We start from the raw sequence: 22,479 nt of genomic DNA on the forward strand, positions 1-22,479 counted from the left end.
GGCACCGATGAGGTGCCTTTTTTGTGCGCGCTGCTTCAGGTTAGTGGGGCGTCAGAATTTGTAACCCACACCCACCATGTACACCCATGGGTCGATGTCCACGTCCACTTTGGTTTTGCCGACGCTCAGGGCCGATGGCCCGTCGACACTGGCTTTGGTGTCGATGTCGATGTACCAGACCGACGCGTTCAGCATGATCTTGTCGGTCAGCATGTAGTCCATGCCGATCTGACCGGCCAGCCCGACGGAGTCCTTGAGTTTCAGGTTGCTGAAGCCCTGGTCCTTGCGATCACCGGCCAGGTCGGTGTCGAAGAATTTGGTGTAGTTCAGACCGACGCCGACATAGGGCTGGAATTTCGACGACGCTTCCATCGGGTAGTACTGCAGCGACAGGGTGGGCGGCAGTTGTTTCACGTCTGCCAGCTTGCCGTCGAGCCCAGGACCGAGGCCTTTGACGCCGATGGTGTGGCTGAACGGTGTCGCGGCCAGCAGTTCCAGACCGACGTGGTCGGTGAGCATGTAGGCGAAGGTCAGGCCCAGTTGGGTCGAGTTGTCAGCGGTTGCCTTGGTGCCCGCGACCTTGGCGCCGTCGAGTTTCAGGTTGCCGCTGTCTTCGTTGGGCACCACCCGCGCCGCGCCTGCGCGCACGATGAAATCGCCCGCCTCATGGGCGTCGGCAATGACCGGGGTACAGAGGGCGAGCGCAAGGACGGATGCGCCGAGCAGGGACTTGTTCATGGGGGCTCCAGAAGGGCATTGAAAAGGGATGCCCCCATGTTACGAACAGTACAGATTCGGGTTTTTGATGCAGCTCAACGAAAGGGCAGTTACGAGCGGCAAGTTACGAGCGACGAGCTTGAAGCGGATCGGCGGCGGGTCGGCTGGCAGAGTTCAGCTTGTAGCTTGCCGCTCGTTACTTGTCGCTGCTTTCAAGCTCGTAGATCAGGATCTTGTCCGCTTCCATCTGGTACCCGGCATCGGCCAGTTCGCTGGTGGTGGATTTGACCTGCATCGGGCCTTCGATCCAGTACGGCTGGTAGAGCTCGTCGACTTTCACGCCCAATTCGCTGGTGACGTGGACGATCTGGTTCGGCGGCGGGGGCGGGACGTGGATGCAGGCACCGAAGTATGGCACCAGCAGAAACTCCGTCACGCGGCCTTCTTCACTCACTTCCAGCGGCACGATGTACCCCGGCAAGCGCACCATTTGCCCGTCGAGGGATTTCACCACCGGGGCGTGGGGCGCCAGTTGGTGGGCGGCGGGGGCGGACTCCATCGCGAGGGTGTCGGCCATCTTCGACAGGTCGTGGATCGGCGCCGTAACCAGCTTCACCGGTGGCGCATCGGCCGGGATCATTTCCTGCCACGTCAAAACCCGCAGGTCTTGCGCCCACGATGAAGTAGCAACCAGCAACGACAACAACACCCACAACCTGCGCATCAGAACGTCCTCATAAGCGAATCGACAGACCGTCCGCCAGCGACTGGCGATAGGCGCGCCAGGCCGGCACGACGCCCATCAGCAGCGCAGCGCCAAGAATGCCGCCCAGCAGCGTCCATTCATACGCAGTAGGCAGCGACAGTGGCAAGTACAGACCGTAATTGGCCTGCACGTAACCCTGAGCCGACGCGATCCCGATGTACAGCAGCGCCAGACCGCTGACCGCCCCGGCGAAGGCCAGCGCAAAGGCTTCGAGGATCAACAGGCTCGCGACATGCCAGGGACGTGCGCCCACCGAACGCAGGATCGCCATCTCCCGACGGCGCTCGTTGAGGCTGGTGAGAATCGCCGTCAGCATGCCGATCAGACCGGTCAACACCACGAACAGCGAGATCACGAACAACGCCTTTTCAGCGGTGCCCATCAGGCTCCACAACTCCTGCAACGCTACGCCCGGCAAGATCGCCAGCATCGGCTCGCCACGGAAATCATTGATCTCTCGCTGCAGCGCGAAGGTGGAAATCTTGCTGTTCAGCCCGAGCATGAACGCGGTGATGGCCGTGGGCGTGAGGTCCATGTTGCGTGCCTGATCCGCGCTGATGCGGCCTGCGCCTTGAGCGGGCACGCCGTTGTGCCAGTCGATGTGGATCGCCTCCATGCCGCCAAGACTGATGTGCAGCGTGCGGTCCACGGGTGTGCCGGTGCGCTTGAGAATACCGACCACGGTGAACGGCTTGTCATCGTGTTTGACGAGGCTTACCACCGCCACGCCATGGGCCAGCACCAGCTTGTCGCCGAGCTTGTAATGCAGCGCATTTGCGACTTCGGCCCCGAGCACCACTTCGAAAGGGTCGGTGGCGAACGGTCGGCCCTCGGCCATTTCCAGGCGCTGCTGGCGTCCGTACTGGTAATGCTCGAAATACGATTCGTTGGTGCCCATCACTCGATAGCCGCGATGGCTGTCGCCGAGGGAAATCGGGATCGCCCACTTCACCTGCTTGCTGTTGGCGAAGTGCTGGAAGCTGTCCCAGCGGATGTTGTTGGTGGCGTCACCGATGCGGAACACCGAATACAGCAGCAGGTTCACCGAGCCGGAGCGGGCACCGACGATCAGGTCTGTGCCGCTGATGGTGCTGGCGAAGCTGGCGCGGGCTTCGGTGCGCACCCGTTCCACGGCCAGCAGCAGGCAGACCGACAGGGCAATGGCGAAGGCCGTGAGAAACGCGGTGAAGCGGCGGTTGGCGAGACTGGCCAGCGCCAGGCGAAGAAGATACATCTCAAACCTCGGGAGCGACGGCGGCGCGGTTGAGTTCGGCCAGCGACAGGTTGCGGTCGAACAGCGGCGCCAGGCTCTGGTCATGGCTGACGAACAACAGGCTGGCACCCGCCTCGCGGCATTCGGCGAACAGCAGTTGAATGAAGGCCTCGCGGGCGTCGGCGTCCAGCGCCGAGGTCGGCTCGTCGGCGATCACCAGCTCAGGTTGGCCAATCAAGGCCCGTGCGGCCGCGACCCGTTGTTGCTGGCCGATAGACAGCGAGTCGGCGCGACGTTCGAGCAGTTGCGGGTCTTTCAGGCCCAGGTGCGCGAGCAGCGTGGCGGCCGCTTTATCGACGCTGCCATGGCGCTGGGTTGCACGCTGGGCACGCAGCTTTGAAAAGTGACAGGGCAGTTCGACGTTTTCCCGCACCGAGAGAAACGGCAGCAGGTTGAACTGCTGAAAAATGTAGCCGGTGTGATCGACACGAAAACGGTCGCGGGCGCCTGCCGAGAGCTGTGTCAACTCCTGGCCGAGCAGGCGAATGCTGCCGCGATCGGGTTTCTGCACGCCGCCGAGCAGGCCGAGCAAGGTGGTCTTCCCGCTGCCGCTGGGGCCTTTGAGAAACAGCGTTTCGCCCGGTTCCAGGCGGAAGGCCGGGATGTCCAGCAACGGCGCGTGTCCTGGCCAGGCGAAGCCCAGTTCGGACAGTTCAATGAGTGCTTGAGTCATGGCCTGAGTCGCATTGGAAAGTGAACGACCGGGAAAGCCCCGGTCGCATGTGCAGGCGCAGGTTTAGAACTTGACGACCGGGTTGCTGGGACGCACTTCGGCGCCCATCTGACGTTTCGGCGTCACCAGTTGGACCTGAATGGTCTGGGTGGCGGGAAAGCTCTGGAACAGTTGCGTCAGGTCGAGTTTGTTCAGCACGGCGGGCACGCTGCATGTGAACTGGTAATGGCCGTGAATCTCGCTGTGTTCGTGTTCATGCTCGTCCGCATCACCGTCGTCATGATCGTCGTCCTTGTCACCGAACAGCGGGCTTTCCAGCTTGGCTTTCGTAACGGTGCAGCCTGCGGCTTCCGGAATGCTGAACAGACCGTGAGGCTTGAGCAAGGTTTCCCGGGCGAGCGCCAGTTTCATCTTGTCGGCATCGGTGGTGGCGGGGTGTTCGAACCCGACGATGTTCATCGCCGGGCTGTCCAGTTCCAGCTCCAGCGTGCGGCCATCCAGCGCCATGTCCAGACGCGCCACACCGTGCACATGCGCGCCGAGGCTGCCGTGTTCATGATCGTGGTCATGCTCGTCAGCGGCGTGGGCGATGGACAGGGGAAGCAGCGCGAAGGGCAAAGCGAGTAGCAGACGACGCATGAGGAGGGCTCCGGGAGGGGGTCGAAAATTTGTTATGTGATCTTATAACAATGTCTCGTGGCGTTTCTTAACTTTTTCAAGCGTTGCAGATAACTGTAGGAGTGAGCTTGCTCGCGATAGCGTTCTCGCTGACACATAAATGCCAGTAGACCGCAATCGCGAGCAAGCTCACTCCTACAGCGGTGGGTGCAACGCTTCAGGTCCTGTGGGACCATGCCCCGCAGAAAACCAGAGGACGCACACCATGCTGAGAATCCGTGGAACCGTCGGCGATGTGCCGGTGGACCTGACTGTGGAAATGGACGACAGCGATTGGGCAAAGTTGGGTATTCAACTGGGCGTGCAATCGGCAGAGGAGAAGCCAGACAGCGCGACGGCTGCCAAACCTCCAACCAGCCGCAACGACGCCGTGTGGGACATCGCGCAGGATTTGTTGCGCAAAGCCGGGCACATGAGCGGGCCGGATTTGCTGGGGCAGTTAGAGGGTTTGGCGGGAAGTACGGCAGCAGGCAAGCGCCTGATGGTGCGCATGCGCCACAGTTCCAGCGTCAGAGTCGAAAGTCATGGCGATGCGCCGGAGTATCACTGGGTGGAGTAATACTCGGCGCCGACGTTCCTCACCTGTGGGAGCGAATTCATTCGCGATAGGCCGGTACAACCGACACATCTCTATCGGCCATACGATTTTCGCGAATGAATTCGCTCCCACAGACCACGCCCGGCATGCCAGAACAGGGCGTGGCAGGGCGTTAAATCGCTGCGTTAATACAACGCAGCGAACAACTTGCGACGATAGGTCGTGACCAGCGGATGATCGTTGCCCAGCAGGTCGAACACTTGCAGCAGCGTCTTGTGCGGCTGGCCTTCGTTGTAGCTGCGGTTGCGAATGAACAGCTTGAGCAAACCGTCCAGGGCCGCATCGTATTGCTGGCGAGAGAGTTGCTGGATCGCCAGTTGATACGCCGCTTCGTCGTCCTGCGGGTTTTGCGCCAGACGGGTTTTCAAGTCGGCGGCGTCCGGCAGGGATTTCGCTTCGCCGAGGAACGTCAGTTGAGCCTTCGCACCGGCCAATGCGGCTTTGTGATCATCGCCTTTCACGGCGTCCAGCACGGCACGGGCTTCAGCCAGTTCACCGCGCTCGGCCAGGCAGCGGGCGTACAGAATCAGCGCGGCCGCGTTGGTGTTGTCTTCGGTGAGGATGGTTTGCAGCACCGCCTCGGCTTCCGCGAAGTGACTCTCGGCGAACATCGCCTGAGCGGTTTCCAGCGGATCGGCAGCAGCCGGTGGCGGCAGCTTCACATGAGGTTCGAGCAACTTGCGGATTTCGGATTCAGGCTGCGCACCGGCAAACCCGTCCACCGGCTGGCCATCCTTGAACAGCACCACGGTCGGCAGGCTGCGAATACCGAAACGGCCGACGATGTCCTGCTCGGCATCGCAATCGACCTTGGCCAGCAGCAGTTCGCCCTGATAGCTCTCGGCGATCTGTTTCAGCAGCGGCATCAGCACCTTGCACGGCGCGCACCACTCGGCCCAGAAGTCCACCAGCACAGGCTTGTGAAAGGAATTCTCGATGACCAACTGATCGAAAGTGGCAGTGGTCGCATCGAAGATGTACGGCGTGTCCTGGCTCATCGCAAGTCCCGAAAATAAGGCTTAATGGCGGCAACTATAAAGGGCTGGGGAGATTGTCGGAAGGCGCGTTGGGAATGTGACGCTGATTTCGGCCGGCGGACTTGAACCGCTTCTGGCCAAAGGCCGTGGGAGCCGGCTTGCTGGCGAATGCGGTGTGTCTGCGGTGAAGGAGGTGACTGACACCCCGCTTCGCCAGCAAGCCGGCTCCCACAAGGGGCTGGCGCCCGTCGTTAGACCTCCATCAACGCACCGCGTGATACAGACTCACCTTGCGAAACTCCCAAGGCTCGGCCAGATCTGGCAGGGTCAGCGCGTCTAGGATGCCGAGACGTTGGTAAGCCGGATGCTGAAAGTCCCGAACCCTCGAATCAGCCACCAACGCTTGCTTGCCACGGCTCAAAAACTGATCCAGCAACGGCAGGTTGGCGCGGTCGTACAACACGTCGGCCACCAGAATCAGATCGAAGCGGTCTTCCTCGGCGAAGAAGTCCGTTGAATAGCTCAGCGTCACACCGTTGAGCTGCGCATTGGCCTGGCATGCCTCGATGGCGATAGGGTCAAGATCGCAGGCCACCACTTCCAGCGCCCCGGCCATCACCGCCGCAATCCCCGCCACACCCGAACCTGCGCCGAAATCCAGCACACGCTTGCCCTCGACCCATTCCGGATGTTCCGCCAGAAAACGCGCCAGTGCCAGGCCGCTGGCCCAGCAGAAACTCCAGTAAGGCGGGTCTTCCAGAATGCGGCGGGTTTCGTCCGGGTTGAAGGCGCGGTCCATGTTGTCCGCGTCGATCAGCCACAGTTTCAGGTCTGTGCCCGGCAATGGCTCAGCGACCAATCGGGCATCGCCCAGCAGTTCGCTCAATGCCGCTTGCAGATGAGCCGGTGGCGTCATGGCATCTTGAAGAGTTGCAGTTGACCGACCGATTGGGTCTCAGGCCTGGCGATCAACACCGATGGCAGGTGCAGGATCAACTGGCCGGATTGGCTGGCCCGACCGCGCAGCTCAACCCGCGCACCCTGTGGGAACGCCTCCGGGTTGAAGCGCAGTTGAAACGGCAGCGACTGATTGTTGCCGGTGAGCTTGGTGCTGCTCAGCAATTTCTGCGGGCGATTGCGCTCGTCAATGACCAGCAACGCCAACTCGACCTCCGCGCCAGCGGGCACGCCCAGCAATTGACCGCTGATTTCGCGCTGATAAGGCAGCAGCGGCCCGGGGCCTTCCGGCAGTTTGATCGCGTTGGGCGCCGGTTTGGCGGGTGCGGCAGGCTTGGGGGGCTCAGTGGAGCTACAGGCGGCGAGCAGACCGAGCAGGCTGATGACAGCAAGCGAACGTAGCGACATGGACAGCTCCAGCAAAAACAGAATACGGGTGGAAAAACGCAGTATCGCCGAGGCTGACCGATTTCGCTGCACCGAATGCGCGTCTGTATACCTCAAACCCCGAGACTTGTCTTGCGAGCGGGATGCGCTACCATGGCCCTCCCTTTTTTTGTTGCCTGCCACCATGCACTGTCCCTTTTGCGGTGCCAACGACACCAAAGTCATTGACTCGCGCCTCGTTGCCGAAGGCGACCAAGTTCGCCGCCGCCGTGAATGCGTCGCCTGCGAAGAACGTTTCACCACGTTCGAAACCGCCGAACTCGTTCTGCCTCGTCTGATCAAGCAAGACGGCAGCCGTCAGCCCTTCGATGAAGAAAAACTGCGCGCCGGCATGCAGCGTGCGCTGGAGAAGCGCCCGGTCAGCGTTGAGCGACTGGAAGCGGCCCTGGCCCACATCAAGAGCAAGCTGCGCGCCACCGGTGAGCGTGAGGTCAAATCGCTGATCGTCGGTGAGCTGGTGATGGGCGAGCTGCAAAAACTCGACGAGGTGGCCTACATCCGGTTTGCGTCGGTGTATCGACGCTTCCAGGACCTCAACGAATTCCGCGAAGAAATCGACCGACTGGCCCGCGAGCCGGTTAAAGAGTGAGCATGTCCTCTACAGAGCAAAGCGTGCTCGACGCCTTCTACATGGCGCGGGCGCTGGAACTGGCGCGCAAGGGCGTCTACTCGACCCACCCCAACCCTCGTGTGGGCTGCGTGATCGTACGTGACGGCGAGATCGTGGGCGAAGGCTGGCATGTGCGTGCGGGCGAACCTCATGCCGAAGTCCACGCGCTGCGCCAGGCGGGCGACAAAGCCAAAGGCGGCACCGCCTACGTCACCCTCGAACCCTGCAGCCATCACGGACGCACCCCGCCGTGCGCCGATGCGCTGGTCAACGCAGGTGTCGGTCGCGTGGTCGCAGCGATGCAAGACCCCAATCCCGATGTCGCCGGACGCGGCCTGTTGCGTCTGATGAGCGCCGGTATCGCCGTGCAGAGCGGCGTGCTGGAGGGCGAGGCGCGGGCAATTAACAAGGGCTTCCTCAAACGCATGGAACATGGCCTGCCGTACGTGCGGGTCAAGCTGGCGATGAGCCTCGACGGCCGCACGGCGATGGCCAGCGGCGAGAGCCAGTGGATCACCGGGCCGGAAGCGCGCTCGGCAGTGCAGCGTCTGCGGGCGGAATCCAGCGTGGTCCTGACTGGCGCCGACACAGTGCTGGCCGACGACGCCCGCCTGACCGTGCGCCCGGACGAACTGGGCCTCAATGCTGAGCTGACCGCACTGGCCGTGGCCCGTCCGCCGTTGCGCGTGCTGGTTGATGGTCGCCTGCGAGTGCCCCTCGACGCGCCGTTTTTTCAGGCGGGCAACGCGCTGGTCGCGACCTGTGCCGCTGCTTCGGCGCGCGGGCGTTACCAGGATCAGGGCCACGAACTGCTCGCACTGCCGAGCAGTGGCGGCCATGTCGATCTGCGCAAGCTGCTGGTCGAACTGGCCGGGCGTGGGGTCAACGACGTGCTCGTTGAGGCCGGGCCGAAGCTGGCAGGTGCGTTCACGCGACTCGGGCTGGTCGATGAGTTCCAGATTTTCGTGGCGGGCAAGTTCATGGGTTCTTCCGCACGGCCTTTGCTGGACCTGCCGCTGGCGCAGATGAGTGAGGCACTGGAGCTGAAAATCGTCGAAATGCGCGCCGTGGGCAATGACTGGCGAGTCATTGCGATACCTGCACACGGCCCGAGCGTATAATCCCCCGCCATCGTATTAACGCTGGCTCTGTTCTCCCGGAGGACCCATGTTTACCGGCATCATCGAATCCATCGGCAGCATCCGCGCCCTGACTCCTAAAGGCGGCGATGTCCGCGTTTATGTTGAGACCGGCAAACTCGACCTTTCCGACGTCAAGCTTGGCGACAGCATTGCGGTGAACGGCGTCTGCCTGACCGCCGTTGAACTGCCGGGCGACGGTTTCTGGGCTGACGTCAGCCGCGAAACCCTGGACGTCACGGCGTTCATCGACCTGAAAACCGGCAGCCGGGTCAACCTGGAAAAAGCCCTGACCCCGACCACCCGACTGGGCGGCCATTTGGTCAGCGGCCACGTCGACGGCGTCGGCGAAGTGCTGTCCCGCGAAGAAAACGCCCGTGCGATCCAGTTCCGCATGCGCGCCCCTCGCGAGTTGGCCAAGTACATCTCGCACAAAGGTTCGATCACCGTCGATGGCACCAGCCTGACCGTGAACGCCGTCAATGGCGCTGAATTCGAACTGACCATCGTCCCGCACACGCTGGCCGAAACCATCATGGGCGACTACCGCCCAGGTCGTAAGATCAACCTCGAAGTGGACCTGTTGGCGCGTTACCTGGAGCGCTTGCTGCTCGGTGACAAGGCCGCCGACCCGACGCCCGCGCAGGGCGGCACCATTACTGAAAGCTTTCTGGCCGCCAACGGCTACCTCAAATCCTGAATGAAGGGGGTGCCGCGTGGCGCTCAATAGCATCGAAGAACTGGTTGAAGACATTCGCCAAGGCAAGATGGTCATCCTCATGGATGACGAAGACCGCGAGAACGAAGGCGATCTGATCATGGCCTCCGAGTGCGTCAAGGCCGAGCACATCAACTTCATGGCGCGTTATGCCCGTGGTCTGATTTGCATGCCGATGACGCGCGAGCGCTGCGAAACCCTGAAACTGCCGCTGATGGCGCCGCGCAACGGCTCAGGTTTCGGCACCAAGTTCACCGTTTCCATCGAAGCCGCCGAAGGCGTGACCACTGGCATCTCCGCCGCCGACCGCGCGCGCACCGTGCAGGCTGCTGCCGCGAAGGACGCCAAGGCCGATGACATTGTCAGCCCCGGCCACATTTTCCCGCTGATGGCGCAAGCCGGTGGCACGCTGTCCCGCGCCGGTCACACCGAAGCCGCGTGCGACCTGGCGCGCATGGCCGGTTTCGAGCCGACCGGCGTGATCTGCGAAGTGATGAACGACGACGGCACCATGTCCCGTCGCGCTGAACTCGAAGCCTTCGCGACTGAACACAACATCAAGATCGGCACCATCGCCGACCTGATCCATTACCGGATGATCCACGAACGTACCGTTCAGCGGATTGCCGAGCAGCCGCTCGACACCGAACAGGGCCACTTCAACCTGGTGACTTACCGCGATTCGGTCGAGGGCGACGTTCACCTGGCACTGACCTTGGGCAAGATTTGCGCCGAAGAGCCGACGCTGGTGCGCGTTCACAACATGGACCCACTGCGCGACCTGCTGATGGTCAAACAACCCGGTCGCTGGAGCCTGCGCGCCGCCATGGCCGCAGTTGCCGAAGCTGGCAGCGGCGTGGTGCTGCTGCTCGGTCACCCGCTCGACGGCGACGCCGTGCTGGCCCACGTGCGGGAAACTGCGGGCGCTGCGCCGGTGAAAACACCGACCACCTACAGCACAGTGGGTGCCGGTTCGCAGATCCTTCGCGACCTGGGCGTGCGCAAAATGCGCCTGATGAGTTCGCCAATGAAGTTCAACGCGATATCCGGTTTCGATCTGGAAGTTGTAGAATACGTGCCCTCCGAATAAACACCGGCGGGCTTTTATGCCCGCAGTGATCGATTCGTGGCCTAAAATCCCTGAAAGCGCGCGCCTGATGCGCGCTTTCTTGCTCTTTAATACGAAACACGAGACTCAGCCGAATGACCCTGAAGACCATCGAAGGTACCTTCATCGCCCCCCAAGGTCGCTATGCCCTGGTGGTTGGCCGCTTCAACAGCTTCGTCGTGGAAAGCCTGGTGAGCGGTGCCGTTGATGCCCTGGTTCGCCATGGCGTGAGCGAAAGCGACATCACCATCATCCGCGCACCGGGCGCGTTCGAAATCCCGCTGGTCGTGCAGAAAGTCGCTCAACGCAGCGAGTTCTCCGCCATCATCGCTCTGGGCGCTGTCATTCGTGGCGGCACCCCGCACTTCGAATACGTCGCAGGCGAATGCACCAAGGGCCTGGCCCAAGTCTCCATGGAATTCGGTGTGCCGGTCGCCTTTGGCGTGCTGACCGTCGACTCCATCGAACAAGCCATCGAGCGTTCCGGCACCAAGGCCGGTAACAAAGGCGCGGAAGCTGCCCTGTCCGCCATCGAGATGGTCAGCCTGTTGGCGCAGTTGGAGGCCAAGTGATTAACGACGACAGCGATCGCTTCAACCCACGCGATCCGCGCCCAGCGGACGCCGGCAAGCCATCGAAAAGCGAAAAGCGCCGCGCCGCCCGTCAATTGGCGACTCAAGCGTTGTACCAATTGCATATGGCCAAGCAATCACTGAACGAAATCGAAGCGCAGTTCCGCGTCGACAACGATTTCAGCGATGTCGACGGTGCTTACTTCCGCGAAATCCTGCACGGGGTTCCGACGAAAAAAGACCAGATCGACACCGCGCTGGCGCCATGCCTGGACCTGAGTATCGACGAGCTGGACCCGGTTGAACTGGCCGTACTGCGCCTGTCCGCCTGGGAACTCATGGAACGTATCGACGTGCCGTACCGCGTGGTCATCAACGAAGGCATCGAACTGGCGAAAGTCTACGGTTCGACCGACGGCCACAAGTTCGTCAACGGCGTGCTCGACAAGCTGGCTCCGCGTCTGCGCGAAGCCGAAGTGAAGGCTCACAAGCGCTGAGGCGTCTGGATTTCCAGAACCTCTGCGTTTGACGCCATGGGCGAGTTCGAGCTGATCCGCAATTACTTCGCCGCCGCGCCCTGCGCGCAGCCCGGTGAAGGGGTTGCATTGGGGATCGGCGACGACTGCGCCCTGTTATCGGTGGCCGCTGGCGAACAGCTGGCGGTGTCCACCGACACGTTGGTCGCCGGGGTGCACTTCCCCGACGTCTGCGATCCTTTCCTTTTGGGCCAGCGTGCCCTCGGTGTTTCTGCCAGCGATCTGGCCGCCATGGGCGCCAAGCCCCTCGCTTTTACCCTTGCCCTGACATTGCCCGAGGTTTCCGCCGCCTGGCTGGAAGCGTTCGCCCGTGGGCTGAATGAAATGGCCCAAGGCTGCTCGATGCGCCTGATTGGTGGCGACACCACCAAAGGGCGGCTCAGCCTGACTGTGACGGTGTTCGGCTCGGTTCCGGCGGGCGAGGCGCTGACGCGTGGCGGCGCCCGGCCGGCGGATTTGCTGTGTGTTGGCGGGCCATTGGGCGACGGGGCCGGCGCGCTGCCACTGGTGTTGAACCAGCGCAGCACCGAGGCGTCTACCACACAGGCTTTGCTGGCCCGCTACTGGTCGCCGCAACCGCAGCTTGAGCTGGGCATGGCGTTGCGCGGCAAAGCGACCTCGGCGCTGGACATCTCCGACGGGTTGCTCGCCGATTGCGGGCACATTGCGTTGGCATCGGGCGTACGCTTGCTGATCGAGCGGGACAAGGTGCCGATGTCTGACGCGCTGCTGGCCTTTTTCGGCGCAGACGAAGCGTTGAATGCCGCCCTCAGTGGGGGCGATGACTACAGACTGGCGTTCACACTCCCGGCATCATGGCTGGCTACCCTTGTCGATGCGGGTTGGCCTGTCTTTGTGATCGGTCGCGTGGTCGAAGGCCAAGGCGTGGCGCTTATCGACGAGCAGGGGCAGGACGTCACTCCGTTGACTCGGGGTTACCAACATTTTCGGGAGACACGGTGACAGATCATCCTAATCAGGTCCCGGCGGAAAACGTTCCGCCGTCGGTGTGGACCAATCCCTGGCATTTCCTGGCGTTTGGCTTCGGCTCCGGCACGTTGCCGAAGGCACCAGGCACCTGGGGTTCCATGGTCGCCGTGCCGTTCATTCCGCTGTGGCAGATGCTCCCGGACTGGGGCTACTGGCTGATGCTCGGCATCACCATGCTGTTCGGCTTCTGGCTGTGCGGCAAGGTGGCCGACGATCTGCGCGTGCACGACCATGAAGGCATCGTCTGGGACGAAATGGTCGGTATGTGGATCACACTGTGGCTGGTGCCCGAAGGCTGGGTCTGGCTGCTGGTGGGTTTTCTGGTGTTCCGGTTTTTCGACATCCTCAAACCGTGGCCCATCCACTGGATCGACAAACACGTGCACGGCGGTGTCGGCATCATGCTGGACGACGTCCTGGCCGGTGTTTTTGCGTGGTTGGCAATGCAGGGTCTAGTCTGGGTGTGGGGCGTCATATAGGAAACGGTTCATGGGTCGCGTGGGGATGAAATGGCTGCTGTGCCTGTCGATGCTGATGCTCGGCTTCGCGGTGGCTGCGAATCCTGTCCATGCTGACACGCTGTCCGACGTTTCTGAGGAGAAACCCGCCGATATCGTTCTGGTCAGTGAACACTGGAACGACTACACCGAAGCCAACGGCACGGGGCTGGGATGGGACCTGATGCGCGAACTGTTCGAATCTGCCGGGATCAAGGTCGAGCTGCGCACCGAACCCTACACCCGTGCAGTCGGGCTGGTGCAGCGGGGCGAAGCGGATGCGTGGGTCGGGGCCTACGAGAACGAGGTCGAGGGTACGCTGTACCCGAAATGGCATTACGACACTGATGAGATTTACGCACTGGGCCTGGCCTCCAATCCCGCGCCGACCCTCAAGACGCTCGGCAGTTACCGACTGGCCTGGGTGCGCGGTTACCAGTTCCAGAAGTATTTGCCCCATGTCGAGCATTTCAACGAGGTCGCCCGCCGCGAACACATCCTGTCGATGCTGGACCACAGCCGTGCCGATCTCTACATCGACGCCAAGCCGGAAATAGACTTCATTCTGAAGCAGACCCGAGAGCCGCAGCGATTTCGTACGACGTATCTGACCGACATCCCGTTGTATTTAAGCTTCGCTGATAACTCGCGAGGCCGTTTCCTACGAGACCTGTTTGATCAGCGCATGGCGCAACTGGTGCAGTCCGGAAAGCTGCGGCCTATCTTCGCACGTTGGAAACAGCCCTATCCGTTCGAAGCGGGTGATGGTCTCAGCAAGGCGAAGCGTGGGCAATGATCAAACTTCCTGATCTGAATGGCCGACAATTCGACCTAAGCGTCTGTCGGAACCTGCTGTTACAATGCCGCCTTGCTAATTTCCAGTCCTCATACTGATCAGGAGCACACGGTGCCCGTCGTATTTGTCGCGGCTTCCAAGCTGCCTACCCCCTTTGCCACTTTCAAAATGAACGGCTTTCTCGAAGAGGAAACCGGTCGCGAACACGTCGTTCTCAGCCTCGGTGACGTATCGGACGGCGCTCCGGTGTTGGGTCGCGTGCACTCCGAATGCCTCACCGGCGACGCGCTATTCAGTCAGCGTTGCGATTGCGGCTCTCAACTCGAAGCGGCCCTGCGTGCCATTGCCTCTGAAGGCCGTGGCGTGCTGCTGTACCTGCGTCAGGAAGGACGCGGTATCGGCCTGATGAACAAGATTCGTGCGTATGAATTGCAGGACGGCGGTGCCGATACGGTCGAAGCCAACGAGCGGCTGGGTTTCGCGGCCGATCAGCGTGACTACGCGATCTGCCTGCCGATGCTGGAGCATCTGGACGTGAAATCGCTGCGTCTGATGACCAATAACCCGCGTAAGGTCAAAGCCCTGACGGACATGGGCATCACGGTTGCCGAGCGTGTCCCGCTGCACACTGGCCACAACCCGCACAACAAACTGTACCTGGCCACAAAGGCAGGCAAACTTGGCCACATGATGGGCAATGAGCACCAAAGCGAGGTCGATCCTGCGTGACGCCTTCGCAGGCCCGTTTCCTTCATTCGATGACGCTCGCCCGATCTGCCGTGTTGCAAAAAAAATGATCCGCGGTGTCGTCGCGTGCCTGCTGTTGCTAACGGCCTGCTATGGCAACGCTGCATCGAGGGTCATCAGCCTGGCCCCTTCGCTGACTGAAATCGTCATTGAACTGGACGCTGCCGATCTGTTGGTGGGCGTTCAGGACGGCGGCGAACGACCTGCGGCGGTTGCGGCGCTGCCTTCGGTCGGGCGCTACGGGCAGCTGGAAATGGAGCAGTTGCTCAGCTTGCGTCCGGACCTGTTGTTGCTGTGGCCGGGGAGCGTCAGCGCGGCGCAGCGTGATCAGTTGCAGCGCCAGAACATTCCCACTTTCACCGCCGAGCCTCACACGCTGGATCAACTCGCCGATCAGATCGAGCAGATTGGCGAGCGTCTGGGGCGTGCGGAGCGGGGGAGGCAAGTGGCGAATGGGTTTCGTCAGCGACTGACAGAATTGAGAACACGCTACCACCGGGACGCACCGATCAGCGTGTTCTACCAAGTGTGGGATCCGCCGCTGTACACCGTGGGCGGCGGGCAGATCATCAGCGATGCGCTGAAGGTGTGCGGAGCGAAGAATGTGTTCGACGACCTGAAGCAGCCTGCGCCCCAGGTCAGCCTTGAGGCTGTTTTGCAGCGCAAACCTGAAGTCGTTGTTGCAGGCTCGACATCGCAGCTCGCGATGTGGAAAGCCTGGCCCTCGCTGAAAGCCCGCTTTGTGGTGGTGCCAGACAAAGGCATCGAACGGCCGAGCGGGCAGATGGTGGGGGCGGTGGCTAAGTTGTGTGAATCCCTCTCTTCAGAGCGTTAAGCGTGATGTCACCGGATCTTCCCACAGGGGGGGGACGGCGCTCAGACGATCTACAGCTCCGGCGTCCACGTCACGCCGAACATCCACGTCCGGCCTTCTTCGCGATAGCCATGATTGCTGCCGTCAAAGCTGTACAGCGTGCGGCTGTAGCGTGTGTCGAGCGCGTTATCCAGTTTGAATTCCAGCTTCACGTCGCGGCTGGCCTTCCAACTGCTGCGCAGACCGAACAGGGCGTAGCCGCCGATGTCCTGCGTGTTGGCCTCGTCGTTGTAGCTGCTGCTCACCGCCTGCCAACTTGCGCCAACGCCGAGACGGTCGAACTGACGGTCAAGGTCCAGGTTCAGCGTTCGGCGCGCACGGCGATTGAGGGTGTGGCCGGTGTCGCGATCTTCCGGGTCGATGATCGAAGCGCCGAGCTTGCCCGTCCAGCCGAACAGTTGTTGCTCCAGCGACGCCTCAAATCCGTTGATTCGCGCCGAGCCGATGTTCTGCGGGGTGAAGTCGGCATCCAGTGCGATGGCGTCTTTGAGGTCCGTACGGTACAGCGACGCTTCCAGTTTGCGGGTCTCGCTCAACCGGCTGCGCCATTGCACCTCGTAGCTTTTCGAGTGCTCGGGCTTGAGGTTCGGGTTACTGAAACCGGGGTAATACAGGTCGTTGAACGTCGGCGCCCGAAAGCCTTCGGTGTAGGAAAAAAGCACATCATTGGCGTCGTTGAGCGGGATCGTCAGCGCGCCGCTCCATGTGTTCTGGCTGCCGAATTGCTGGTTCTTGTCGTGACGCAGCCCCAGCTCAGTGGAAAACCCGTCGCCCTTGAAGCGGTGTTGAACGAACACGGCGCGGTTCCAGCGACTGTCTTCGTCGAACGCCGTGCTGCTGTTGACGCGATCCTCATACCCGTCCGCGCCGAGCGTCAGGCTGTTGCGGTCGTCGAGGGTCAGGTCGTTCTGCCAGTTCACCGAATCGCGGTAGGTGTTAAAGACGTAACGATCGTCGCTGAGCTTGTCGGCCGTCTTCTCGCGATTTTCGCTGTGGCCCACTTCGAGACGGGTTTTCCAGCGCTCGTTAATCCGTGCATCCAGGTACGTACCCAAGCTGCTCAACTCAAAATCGCTGTACTGCTGTTGCCCGACGCTGTTGAACGTGACCGGGTCGAACAGACCGAACGGGTTGTCGAACTCGGTCTTGCCCCTGTTATCCAGCACGTTGAAGCCGATTTCCACGTCATCGTTCAGCCAGTGGCTGAGGTTTAGGCTGTAGGACTTATTACGGTAGGCGTCGTGATCAGCGTCACTGGCGAAGGACGGGCCAGTGCGGTTGATGCCGTTGGTCTCGTCGAGGCTGGTGCTCAGGTTGAAATGGGTGCGCTCGTTGCCGCCGGACAGCCCCAGACTGTTCTGCGACGTGCCGCGATTGCCGAAACCCGTGTGCAACCGCGCTTGCAGGCCTTGTTCGGCGCCGCGTCGGGTGAAGATCTGGATAACGCCGCCAATGGCATCCGCTCCGTAGACCACCGAACGTGAACCGCGTAGCACTTCCACCCGTTCGATCTGGTCGACGTTGAGGTATTGCAGCGCGCTATCCGCAGACGTGGCGTTGGCAATGCGCTGGCCATCGACCAGCACCAGACTCTGCGCGGCCTTGGTCCCGCGAATGTAAATTCCCGGCAGACTGCCGCGCCCACCGCTCTGCGCCACCTGCACACCGGGCACCCGGTTCAGCAGGTCAGTGATGCTGGTGGGTTGCAGGCGTTCGATGTCGGCTAGGGTGAACACCGTGTTCGCCGCCGTGCTGGCGTCGCGCTGCTCGACTTGGCGATTGGCGCTGATGAGCACGTCGGGGAGTTTCAGGGCGTCTTCGCGGTTGGGGGTATCGGCGAAGGCGTGGGCGGATGGCAGCAGAGATAGAAGGAGAGCGACGCGAGAGAAATTCATGTTAGTTCGAGGGCAAAGTCTGTGGGAGCGAATTCATTCGCGAGAGGCCGGTACAGGCGACGCATCTCCATCGACAGAGATACCGCATCGCGAATGAATTCGCTCCCACAGATCATCTGGCATCCTGAATTAGCAGGGTGTCAGATGACCGGGGAGCGTATGGCGTTTAGATTTTGGCCAGACGTGCATTGATCGACGCTTCGATCCCGTCCGCGTCCAGCCCGCATTCCGCGAGCATCTGCGCCGGTTTGGCGTGTTCGACGTAGCTGTCCGGCAGGCCCAGGTGAAGCACTGACTTGAGAATGTTCTCCCGTGCCAGGAACTCGCTAACCGCCGCGCCCGCGCCACCCATGATGGCGTTCTCTTCAATGGTCACCAGCAGGTCGTGACGGGCTGCCATGTCGCGAACCAGTGCCTCGTCCAGCGGTTTGACGAAACGCATGTCGACCACCGTGGCGTCGATTTTTTCCGCAACGACCAATGCCTCGGCCAGTTGCACGCCGAATACCAGCATGGCGACCTTGCTGCCCTGACGACGGACGATGCCCTTGCCGATTTCAAGCGGCTCCAGGCCGTTGTCGATCACGGCATTCGGGCCAGTGCCGCGTGGATAGCGCACCGCCGCAGGGCCGTTGAACAAGTGGCCGGTGCTGAGCATTTTGCGCAGTTCGTTCTCGTCACTCGGCGTCATTACGAGCATGCCGGGGATGCAACGCAGGTACGACAGATCGAAGCTGCCTGCGTGGGTCGGGCCGTCTTCGCCCACCAGACCGGCGCGGTCGATGGCGAACAGCACGTCGAGGTTCTGCACCGCCACGTCGTGGATCAGTTGATCGTATCCGCGTTGCAGGAAGGTCGAATAAATCGCCACGACGGGCTTGGCGCCTTCGCAGGCCATGCCTGCCGCCAGCGTCACCGCATGCTGCTCGGCGATGGCCACGTCGAAATACCGCTCCGGGAAGCGCTCGCTGAATTCGACCAGGTCCGAGCCTTCTTTCATGGCCGGGGTGATGCCGACCAGACGCTCATCTGCGGCAGCCATGTCGCACAACCACTGACCAAACACACCGGAATACTTCGGCCCGCTGGCCTTTTTCGGCGCGACAGGGGCGTTGACCGGGTCGAGCTTGGTGATCGCGTGATAGCCGATCGGATCGACTTCGGCCGGGGCGAACCCCTTGCCCTTTTTGGTGACCACATGCAGGAACTGCGGGCCTTTGAGGTCACGCATGTTGCGCAGGGTAGCGATCAGCGTCGGCAGGTCGTGGCCATCGATAGGGCCGATGTAGTTCCAGCCCAGCTCTTCGAACAGGGTGCCGGGAACCAGCATGCCCTTGGCGTACTCTTCGGTGCGGCGGGCGATTTCCCACGCGCCGGGCAGACGCGACAGCACTTTCTTGCTGCCTTCGCGCATGCTGGCGTAGGTGCGGCTGGACAGAATCTTCGCCAGGTAATTCGACAGCCCGCCGACGTTGCGCGAGATCGACATGTCGTTGTCGTTGAGGATCACCAGCATATCGGCGTTGACTTCAGGAGCGTGGTTCAACGCCTCAAAGGCCATGCCTGCCGTCAGCGCGCCGTCACCGATCACGGCGATGGCCTTGCGACCGTTGCCTTGCAGGCGATTGGCAACGGCCATGCCCAGCGCGGCGCTGATGGAGGTGCTGGAGTGACCGACGCCAAAGGTGTCGTACTCGCTTTCGCTGCGACGCGGGAAGGCGGCCACACCGCCTTTCTGGCGCAGGGTCGCCATCTGCTCGCGGCGACCGGTGAGGATCTTGTGCGGGTACGCCTGATGGCCAACGTCCCAGACCAGCCGGTCGTCGGGGGTGTCGAAGACGTAGTGCAGGGCCACGGTCAGCTCAATGACGCCAAGGCCGGCACCGAAGTGCCCGCCGGTCTGGCCAACGGTGTAGAGCAGCTCCAGGCGCAGTTCGTCAGCCAGGGCTTCGAGCTCGGCTTCACCTAATCGGCGCAGGCCGTCCGGCGTCGCTGCCTTGTCGAGCAGTGGCGTGGACGGGCGCTCGCGGGGAATCTCTTTGAACGTCGTGGGCATCAGGCGAATCGTTATAAGTAAAAGAGGCGGCAGTTTACCTGATGCATCGCGAGCAGCGCACGCGAGACAGCAATGCGATGCTCAAGCCGGTCAGGTTTTTCGTGTAGGAGCGCGCTTGCCCGCGATGGCGTTGTGTCAGATAGCGCCTATGTAGCAGACAGATAGCAATCGTCGGAATGCCGCCCAGAGCAAACGCGCTCCTACAGATTGAGCCCGGCAGTACTGATCAGTTACGACGTTCGACGATATAGCGCGCCAACGCGCGCAATGGCTCGGCGGCCGCGTCGAAAGGTCGCAGCGCCACCAGCGCCTGATCGCGGAGTTCCAGCGCGTAATGTTTGGCTTCTTCCAGGCCCAATAGCGCAGGGTAGGTCGGCTTGTCGCGAGCGATGTCGGCGCCCTGGCGCTTGCCGAGGGTCGCGGTATCGCTTTCAACGTCGAGAATGTCGTCCTGCACCTGAAACGCCAGGCCGATGGCGCGGGCGTAGATTTGCAGCGAGTCGAGTTGCACTTGGCTGGCATGACCGCTGGCCAGCGCACCGAGACGAACGCTTGCTTCGATCAGTGCCCCGGTTTTATGCCGGTGCATGATTTCCAGCGCGGTCTGGTCCAGCTTGAGTCCGACCGAGCCAAGGTCGATGGCCTGTCCGCCAACCATGCCCGCCGGGCCTGCGGCCTGGGCGAGGGTGGCGACCATTTTCAGGCGGGTCTCGGCGTCTTGCGGGGTCAGCTTGCTGTCGCTCAACACGCTGAACGCCAGGCTTTGCAGACCGTCACCGGCGAGGATGGCACAGGCTTCGTCGAACGCCTTGTGGGTGGTCGGCAGGCCGCGACGCAGATCGTCGTCGTCCATGGCGGGCAGGTCGTCGTGCACCAGCGAATACGCGTGGATCAGCTCGACGGCGCAGGCCGCACCGTTCGCGTGTTCGGCGTTGCCACCCAGCGCTTCACAGGCTGCGTACACCAGCAGCGGGCGCACGCGCTTGCCGCCATTGGTGACGCTGTAGCGCATGGCTTCGTAGAGACGGTTCAGCTCAGGGGAGGGGGCGTTGAACAGGCTGTCCAGCGCCGCATTGACGCGTGCCTGACTGAGGGCCTGATACTCGGCAATCATTCTGGCTGTTCCGCGTCGAAGGGTTCCTCGGCCAGTTCGCCATCGCGTTCCAGCAACACTTGCACCTTCTGCTCGGCTTGCGCCAGCGCGCTCTGACACTCGCGGGTCAGACGGATGCCTTGTTCGAAAGCGGTCAACGAGTCTTCCAGCGACAGCTCGCCGTTCTCCAGACGCTCAACCAGCGTTTGCAAATCCGTGAGGGACTGTTCGAAATCCAGTGCAGCTTTCTTGCGGGCCATGGCGGCTATCCCGGTAGACGTTAAACCGGCGCGACACTAGCAGAGCGAGGGCATTGGGGCAAATGAGAGGTGCCGGGCGGAGGGCGTTCGGCGCCGGTCTATTGCCGCGACAATCACGCGATATGAGCATGCCACCGAACATTGTGGGCGCCGACATTGTAGCGGTAGCAGCATGGATTGCCGGTGATGGCGTGTTTGAGATCGTCGTCGCCAGTAAGCCGTGCGCTGATACCCCTGTGGGAGCGAATTTATTCGCGAAGGAGCGTCCGGGCGATGGAAATGTGCCGCCTGTACCGGCTTTTCGCGAATGAATTCGCTCCCACAGTGAGAGGGTGATCGTCCTGCAGCATGGCCTGCCGGTGGTGGCCTGTTTGAGGCGGCCACCGCTGAAAAACATGCTGCCACAGCGGATATCCGCCGAACGAGGGGTTAGAAACCTTCGAGAACGATCTTGCCCTTGGCTTTGCCGCTTTCGATCACGGCGTGGGCGCGGCGCAGGTTTTCGGCGTTGATGGTGCCGAAATGCTCGCCCAGCGTGGTTTTCAGCACGCCTTGGTCGATCAGGCTCGAAACCCGGTCAAGCAGTTCGTGCTGGGCGATCATATCTGGCGTTTCGAACAACGAGCGGGTGAACATCAACTCCCAGTGCAAGGACAGCGCTTTGCGCTTCATCGGCATCACATCGAGGGCTTTCGGGTCGTCAATCAGCGCCAGTTTCCCCTGCGGGCGCAGTGCCTCGATCAGTTGCGGAAAGTAACTGTCAGTGTGGGTGAGGCTTGCGACATGGCTGACCTGGCCCACGCCGATTTTCTCCAGTTGCGCCACCAGCGGCTGGCTGTGATCAATCACATGATGGGCGCCGAGGTCTTTGACCCATTCCTGGGTTTCCGGGCGCGACGCGGTACCGATCACGGTCAATTTGGTCAATTGACGCGCCAGTTGCACAAGGATCGAACCCACACCGCCGCCCGCGCCGATGATCAACAGACTGTCGCCTTCGCCCCCGCCTTCCTGAACACCAAGACGGTCGAACAGCAGTTCCCACGCGGTGATCGACGTCAGCGGCAGTGCGGCGGCGTGTGCGTTGTCGATACTTTTCGGTTTGCGACCGACGATGCGCTCGTCCACCAAATGGAATTCGCTGTAGTTGCCGGGCCGGGCGATGGAGCCCGCGTAGAACACTTCGTCACCTGCCTTGAACAGCGTGACGTCGCTGCCGGTTTCCCGCACGACGCCAACGGCATCCCAGCCGACGACTTTCGGTTCGGTGGTCGCCGAACCTGCGCGGACTTTGGTGTCCACCGGATTCACGGACAGGGCGCGGACTTCCACTAGCAGGTCCCGTGGGCCGGGGACAGGTTTAGGCAGGTCCATGTCCATCAGCGATTTCGGGTCTTCGATGGGCAGGCCGTGTTGGGTAAAGGCGATGGCTTTCATGGCGGTCTCTTTATGAATGCAAATGAATGTTCAGGTCGATGGGCGCATCTTGTTCTTCTCTACCG

25 protein-coding genes are annotated in these 22,479 nt (G+C 61.8%); 12 read left to right on the forward strand and 13 right to left on the reverse strand.

Going from position 1 to position 22,479, the window contains the following annotated elements:
- Positions 1-51 precede the first annotated feature (51 nt).
- The 5 genes from AAEO81_RS03575 to AAEO81_RS03595 all read right to left on the reverse strand — a co-directional run bounded on the left by AAEO81_RS03575 (position 52) and on the right by AAEO81_RS03595 (position 4,068).
- A complete protein-coding gene (locus AAEO81_RS03575) occupies positions 52-738 on the reverse strand; it encodes an OmpW family outer membrane protein (RefSeq protein WP_341961666.1) in 687 nt (228 codons plus the stop codon).
- 175 nt (positions 739-913) lie between these two features.
- Positions 914-1,441 carry a DUF3299 domain-containing protein gene (locus AAEO81_RS03580; RefSeq protein WP_341961668.1) on the reverse strand — a complete coding sequence of 176 codons (528 nt, stop codon included), beginning with the start codon at positions 1,439-1,441 and terminating at the stop codon, positions 914-916.
- A gap of 10 nt (positions 1,442-1,451) precedes the next feature.
- Complete coding sequence (locus AAEO81_RS03585; protein WP_341961670.1) at positions 1,452-2,717, reverse strand: ABC transporter permease; 1,266 nt, start codon at positions 2,715-2,717, stop codon at positions 1,452-1,454.
- 1 nt (position 2,718) lies between these two features.
- Positions 2,719-3,429 (reverse strand): ABC transporter ATP-binding protein, encoded by a 711-nt coding sequence (locus AAEO81_RS03590; protein WP_341961671.1) that lies wholly within the window; start codon positions 3,427-3,429, stop codon positions 2,719-2,721.
- A 63-nt stretch (positions 3,430-3,492) separates the two neighbouring features.
- Positions 3,493-4,068: a DUF2796 domain-containing protein gene (locus tag AAEO81_RS03595; protein ID WP_341961673.1), complete on the reverse strand. Its 576-nt coding sequence runs from the start codon at positions 4,066-4,068 to the stop codon at positions 3,493-3,495.
- A 244-nt stretch (positions 4,069-4,312) separates the two neighbouring features.
- Between AAEO81_RS03595 and AAEO81_RS03600 the strand changes: the two genes are divergently transcribed.
- A complete protein-coding gene (locus tag AAEO81_RS03600) occupies positions 4,313-4,666 on the forward strand; it encodes a hypothetical protein (RefSeq protein ID WP_341961675.1) in 354 nt (117 codons plus the stop codon).
- A 164-nt stretch (positions 4,667-4,830) separates the two neighbouring features.
- Here the strand turns inward: AAEO81_RS03600 and trxA are convergent, their stop codons facing one another.
- The 3 genes from trxA to AAEO81_RS03615 form a co-directional block, all read right to left on the reverse strand.
- A complete protein-coding gene (gene trxA, locus AAEO81_RS03605; RefSeq protein WP_341961677.1) occupies positions 4,831-5,703 on the reverse strand; it encodes a thioredoxin in 873 nt (290 codons plus the stop codon).
- A gap of 241 nt (positions 5,704-5,944) precedes the next feature.
- Positions 5,945-6,598: a 50S ribosomal protein L11 methyltransferase gene (locus AAEO81_RS03610; RefSeq protein ID WP_341961678.1), complete on the reverse strand. Its 654-nt coding sequence runs from the start codon at positions 6,596-6,598 to the stop codon at positions 5,945-5,947.
- Positions 6,595-7,047, reverse strand: coding sequence for a YbaY family lipoprotein (locus tag AAEO81_RS03615; RefSeq protein WP_166597431.1), 453 nt, complete (start codon positions 7,045-7,047; stop codon positions 6,595-6,597). The genes AAEO81_RS03610 and AAEO81_RS03615 overlap by 4 nt, the downstream gene beginning before the upstream one ends.
- A 163-nt stretch (positions 7,048-7,210) precedes the next feature.
- Here AAEO81_RS03615 and nrdR point away from each other — a divergent pair, with 163 nt between their 5' ends.
- The 11 genes from nrdR to AAEO81_RS03670 all read left to right on the forward strand — a co-directional run bounded on the left by nrdR (position 7,211) and on the right by AAEO81_RS03670 (position 15,634).
- Complete coding sequence (nrdR, locus tag AAEO81_RS03620) at positions 7,211-7,675, forward strand: transcriptional regulator NrdR (protein ID WP_065988433.1); 465 nt, start codon at positions 7,211-7,213, stop codon at positions 7,673-7,675.
- A gap of 2 nt (positions 7,676-7,677) precedes the next feature.
- Positions 7,678-8,817 carry a bifunctional diaminohydroxyphosphoribosylaminopyrimidine deaminase/5-amino-6-(5-phosphoribosylamino)uracil reductase RibD gene (gene ribD / locus AAEO81_RS03625; protein ID WP_341961681.1) on the forward strand — a complete coding sequence of 380 codons (1,140 nt, stop codon included), beginning with the start codon at positions 7,678-7,680 and terminating at the stop codon, positions 8,815-8,817.
- 46 nt (positions 8,818-8,863) lie between these two features.
- Positions 8,864-9,535 (forward strand): riboflavin synthase, encoded by a 672-nt coding sequence (locus AAEO81_RS03630; RefSeq protein WP_166597433.1) that lies wholly within the window; start codon positions 8,864-8,866, stop codon positions 9,533-9,535.
- Between the two features lie 16 nt (positions 9,536-9,551).
- Positions 9,552-10,643, forward strand: a complete 1,092-nt coding sequence (gene ribBA / locus AAEO81_RS03635; protein WP_341961682.1) for a bifunctional 3,4-dihydroxy-2-butanone-4-phosphate synthase/GTP cyclohydrolase II — start codon at positions 9,552-9,554, stop codon at positions 10,641-10,643.
- Positions 10,644-10,756: 113 nt separating this feature from the next.
- Positions 10,757-11,233, forward strand: coding sequence for a 6,7-dimethyl-8-ribityllumazine synthase (gene ribE / locus AAEO81_RS03640; protein WP_074756916.1), 477 nt, complete (start codon positions 10,757-10,759; stop codon positions 11,231-11,233).
- Complete coding sequence (nusB, locus tag AAEO81_RS03645; RefSeq protein WP_341961685.1) at positions 11,230-11,730, forward strand: transcription antitermination factor NusB; 501 nt, start codon at positions 11,230-11,232, stop codon at positions 11,728-11,730. The genes ribE and nusB overlap by 4 nt, the downstream gene beginning before the upstream one ends.
- A gap of 36 nt (positions 11,731-11,766) precedes the next feature.
- Positions 11,767-12,732, forward strand: coding sequence for a thiamine-phosphate kinase (gene thiL, locus AAEO81_RS03650; protein ID WP_341961686.1), 966 nt, complete (start codon positions 11,767-11,769; stop codon positions 12,730-12,732).
- Entirely contained in the window at positions 12,729-13,238 is a 510-nt protein-coding gene (locus AAEO81_RS03655) for a phosphatidylglycerophosphatase A (RefSeq protein WP_166597437.1), read from the forward strand. Before thiL ends, AAEO81_RS03655 begins: the two co-directional genes overlap by 4 nt.
- A gap of 10 nt (positions 13,239-13,248) precedes the next feature.
- Positions 13,249-14,052 carry a transporter substrate-binding domain-containing protein gene (locus AAEO81_RS03660; RefSeq protein ID WP_341961688.1) on the forward strand — a complete coding sequence of 268 codons (804 nt, stop codon included), beginning with the start codon at positions 13,249-13,251 and terminating at the stop codon, positions 14,050-14,052.
- A 111-nt stretch (positions 14,053-14,163) separates the two neighbouring features.
- Positions 14,164-14,781, forward strand: coding sequence for a GTP cyclohydrolase II (ribA, locus tag AAEO81_RS03665; RefSeq protein WP_341961690.1), 618 nt, complete (start codon positions 14,164-14,166; stop codon positions 14,779-14,781).
- A gap of 64 nt (positions 14,782-14,845) precedes the next feature.
- Positions 14,846-15,634, forward strand: a complete 789-nt coding sequence (locus AAEO81_RS03670; protein WP_341964454.1) for a cobalamin-binding protein — start codon at positions 14,846-14,848, stop codon at positions 15,632-15,634.
- Positions 15,635-15,684: 50 nt separating this feature from the next.
- Here AAEO81_RS03670 and AAEO81_RS03675 read toward each other — a convergent pair whose 3' ends face one another.
- From AAEO81_RS03675 to AAEO81_RS03695, 5 genes are all read right to left on the reverse strand, one after another.
- Positions 15,685-17,568: a TonB-dependent receptor gene (locus tag AAEO81_RS03675; protein WP_341961692.1), complete on the reverse strand. Its 1,884-nt coding sequence runs from the start codon at positions 17,566-17,568 to the stop codon at positions 15,685-15,687.
- 166 nt (positions 17,569-17,734) lie between these two features.
- Entirely contained in the window at positions 17,735-19,624 is a 1,890-nt protein-coding gene (dxs, locus tag AAEO81_RS03680; protein WP_341961694.1) for a 1-deoxy-D-xylulose-5-phosphate synthase, read from the reverse strand.
- Positions 19,625-19,850: 226 nt separating this feature from the next.
- Positions 19,851-20,738 (reverse strand): (2E,6E)-farnesyl diphosphate synthase, encoded by an 888-nt coding sequence (gene ispA / locus AAEO81_RS03685; RefSeq protein ID WP_341961695.1) that lies wholly within the window; start codon positions 20,736-20,738, stop codon positions 19,851-19,853.
- A complete protein-coding gene (locus tag AAEO81_RS03690; protein WP_062384761.1) occupies positions 20,735-20,977 on the reverse strand; it encodes an exodeoxyribonuclease VII small subunit in 243 nt (80 codons plus the stop codon). The genes ispA and AAEO81_RS03690 overlap by 4 nt, the downstream gene beginning before the upstream one ends.
- Positions 20,978-21,406: 429 nt before the next feature.
- Positions 21,407-22,414: a zinc-binding alcohol dehydrogenase family protein gene (locus AAEO81_RS03695; RefSeq protein WP_341961698.1), complete on the reverse strand. Its 1,008-nt coding sequence runs from the start codon at positions 22,412-22,414 to the stop codon at positions 21,407-21,409.
- Positions 22,415-22,479: the final 65 nt, after the last annotated feature.

Origin of the sequence: Pseudomonas sp. RC10, from assembly GCF_038397775.1 — a bacterium.
Lineage (GTDB): Bacteria > Pseudomonadota > Gammaproteobacteria > Pseudomonadales > Pseudomonadaceae > Aquipseudomonas > Aquipseudomonas bambusae.